The sequence below is a fragment of the Microcoleus sp. CAWBG640 genome (genome assembly GCF_020883015.1).
Taxonomy (GTDB): domain Bacteria; phylum Cyanobacteriota; class Cyanobacteriia; order Cyanobacteriales; family Microcoleaceae; genus Microcoleus; species Microcoleus anatoxicus.
This window is the reverse complement of record NZ_JAHRFC010000192.1, coordinates 1-2,873: the sequence shown is the minus strand read 5'-3', so window position 1 is coordinate 2,873 and position 2,873 is coordinate 1. Positions and strand designations below refer to the sequence as shown.

General features: G+C 45.7%; 3 protein-coding genes. 2 read left to right on the top strand and 1 reads right to left on the bottom strand.

Features of this window, described 5'->3' with window-relative positions; all coding sequences use genetic code 11:
• The coding region (locus AAFP11_RS30145; RefSeq protein WP_341740302.1) for a hypothetical protein at window positions 1–183 on the top strand (183 nt) is incomplete at its 5' end.
• Between the two features lie 40 nt (window positions 184–223).
• Here AAFP11_RS30145 and AAFP11_RS30140 read toward each other — a convergent pair.
• Window positions 224–1,459 (bottom strand): tyrosine-type recombinase/integrase, encoded by a 1,236-nt coding sequence (locus tag AAFP11_RS30140; protein WP_341740301.1) that lies wholly within the window; start codon window positions 1,457–1,459, stop codon window positions 224–226.
• Between the two features lie 600 nt (window positions 1,460–2,059).
• Between AAFP11_RS30140 and AAFP11_RS30135 the strand changes: the two genes are divergently transcribed.
• Window positions 2,060–2,873, top strand: an 814-nt coding sequence (locus AAFP11_RS30135) for a trypsin-like peptidase domain-containing protein (RefSeq protein WP_341740300.1), incomplete at its 3' end; no start/stop codon positions are given.

The window sequence follows — 2,873 nt, the reverse complement described above, 5'->3', positions numbered from 1 at the left end:
ACACGATCGCAGGTGGTTATGCACGGGTTTTGCTCTATTTTACCTGTTTATCTTGCACTAAACTCTCGATCGCGCGATCGAAACCCAGGCCACGTCAAGTGCGATCGATATATTCAGCAAGCCCTAGTTACATACGATCGCAGCTTCCCAGCAAACTGTCAACAGTTCGGTTGTAAAGTTTAGTGTCGCAAAAGTTGCCCAGAGAATCAACATATTAACAGTATCAAAGCGGGCGTAAATGCTCCAAAATTTTGCCGTCTAAATACACAGAATTAATCACTTTCTCAGACGTATCACACCACTTAGCCACCACCGCACTCGGTACACCCTTGCCAACTTGTTCGCTGATAAAAGTATCCCGACAAGAGTAGGGAGTAGTAGTTTTCCGCTGTCCTTCAATCTCGCGAGTTTTCTCAGTAATTGGGTCAACCAACTTATGCCATACCTGTTTAGTGAAATTGTTGTAATTAATCGCCCCGCCCTTAATAGGTGATGGAAAAACCAGTTTCTCTTTATCAGTCAGACTTGTTGGCTTGATACTTTTTAACAACTGAATCAGTTCTTGATTGCAAGGAAATTTACGCCGTTTATTATTTTTACTACCATCAACTCTTGTCTCCTTACCGCCCGGATGCTGAACACTCCCATTAAACACAATGTGAGAAAAGTCACTAGCTATGTCACACCACCTTAACCCCACAGCCTCGGATGGACGGCATCCAGTCAACAGCCAGAATTGCACCATAGGGTAGTAAAAACAAAACTTTTGTCCAGTTTCACCCCTACCGTTCCAAGTACCTCTATGATTCCTAAAAGCCTCCAATACCAGCTCTTTTTCCTGAGACGTAAAAGCATTAGGTTCCGGGTCACTTTCCCAGTTGTGCTTAGGTAGCTCAGTCGCCATCCCTTCAAATGGCGATACGGTTAATCCCTTGACAATCTTGAACTTAATCCCCCACTTCACCGCTGCATTTAGGTGAGTTAAAATCCTCTTAGTCATGCTGTTAGTAGTGTCCTCCAATAACCAAGCGCGTACCTGCAAAGCGCCGTCCTCAGACAGAAGCTGGTGAGGGCAACGGTCAATATAACTCTGAATGCCCGTCACTAAGTAATTGAAGGTTGTGGCCTTGAGTGTTGGCTTCTTGAATTCCAAGTATTTAGCAAACAACTGGGTAAGCGTCAGTTCCGGTTTTGGCTTGATAGTCTCAATCACAGTCAAGTGAGTTTCTGGCTTGTATTTTTTGAGCGTGGGGTCAAACCGCTCAAACTTGATATCAGATTCAATCAACCGTGCTTTGGCGAATGCCAGTTCCCAGTTTTCCGGGGTATCTGCCAAGTTGAGGTAAAAGTGTTTGCGTTCACCGCCATAAAGATGTCTGGGTAATTGCAACCTCAGTCTGCCACTGCGAGTCTGGACAACAACCGACCCTTTCTTTGCCCGATCGGGAGAGTCAACCATAATTTTGTCTCCAATTTCAACACAACTAAGATACTACTTTTGGAGACAAATTGGAGACAAAATTGGAGACAAAGTATCTTTAAAACACGTAAACCGTTACAGAATAAAGGATTGAGTGATTCCATCCTACAGCCTTCCATGCTAACTATGCGGGTTCGATTCCCGCTGCCCGCTTACCTCTATAAAAACCTCAAACCAACGACAAATCAACGGTTTGAGGTTTTTTATTGCTGATTTTTGGGACTATCAATGGGTCTAGTTGACTGGAAATTGACTACATTTTGACGAGAAAACAACCAAACTGAATATCAACTGAGTATCAAGTGACTACAATTTGCCTAAGTTGGATACAAAGGCGATCGCCCTTCAATTCCTGAAACTGCTTCCAGAACTGAGAGCTAGTACCGAGAAATACAAGTTTGCGGTTTAACGCTAGGATAAAACAAGAAATAAACACCAGAATTACGAATGTCCAGCTAAATATAGACTGGGCAAGTTTTGGCTAGGTATTATAAAGCCTCTGGGTATCCCACGGGAGTTGTTAAATAACTAGCTCAGCACTGTTGGTGACTGAGTTTCCAAACCTATCAGGAGCTTCTTATGAGTTTATCTTTTAAGCAATTGACCCTTTATCTGACGTTGCTGTCCATCGGTGGAGGTATGGGATGGTTGGGAAATCGCTATCTCCAAAGTCCAAACGCCTTGGAAACTGGCTCGGTTTTGCCCGTGGTACGCCAACAAATCCCGCCTTATGCGTCTGTTCCCGTCCCATCCGATCGACAGCCCGATCGTGGCAATGCCAATTTTATTGCAGAAGCCGCCCAAAAAGTCGGTCCGGCTGTGGTCAGGATTGACGCATCAAGCAAAGTCGTCAATCAAGTGCCGGAAGCTTTCAAAAATCCTTTGTTTCGCAGGTTTTTTGGCGATAATTTGCCAGTACCGGAAGAAAAAATTAAACGGGGTACAGGTTCGGGGTTTATTCTCACTTCTGATGGCCGGATAGTTACTAATGCTCACGTTGTTTCCGGCAGTGAGACTGTGAAAGTGACCCTCAAAGACGGCCGAGAGTTTGAGGGTAGAGTCCAGGGGGTCGATTTGCTGACGGATGTGGCTGTGGTGAAAATTAATGCCTCAGACTTGCCTCTAGTGGCTTTGGGTCGATCGGACAATATCGTACCCGGACAATGGGCGATCGCCATTGGCAATCCTTTGGGTCTTGACAATACAGTGACTGTCGGTATTATCAGCGCTACAGGTCGATCGAGCTCCCAAGTAGGCATCCCCGACAAACGAGTCAGATTTATCCAAACCGACGCCGCCATCAACCCCGGCAATTCTGGCGGCCCACTACTCAACGACCAAGGTGAGGTCATCGGCATCAACACTGCCATTCGTGCCGATGCTCAGGGCTTGG

Excerpts from the sequence above, each read along its gene's own strand:
- AAFP11_RS30140 (WP_341740301.1), bottom strand. The coding sequence starts at position 1,459 with ATGGTTGACTCTCCCGATCGGGCAAAGAAAGGGTCGGTTGTTGTCCAG.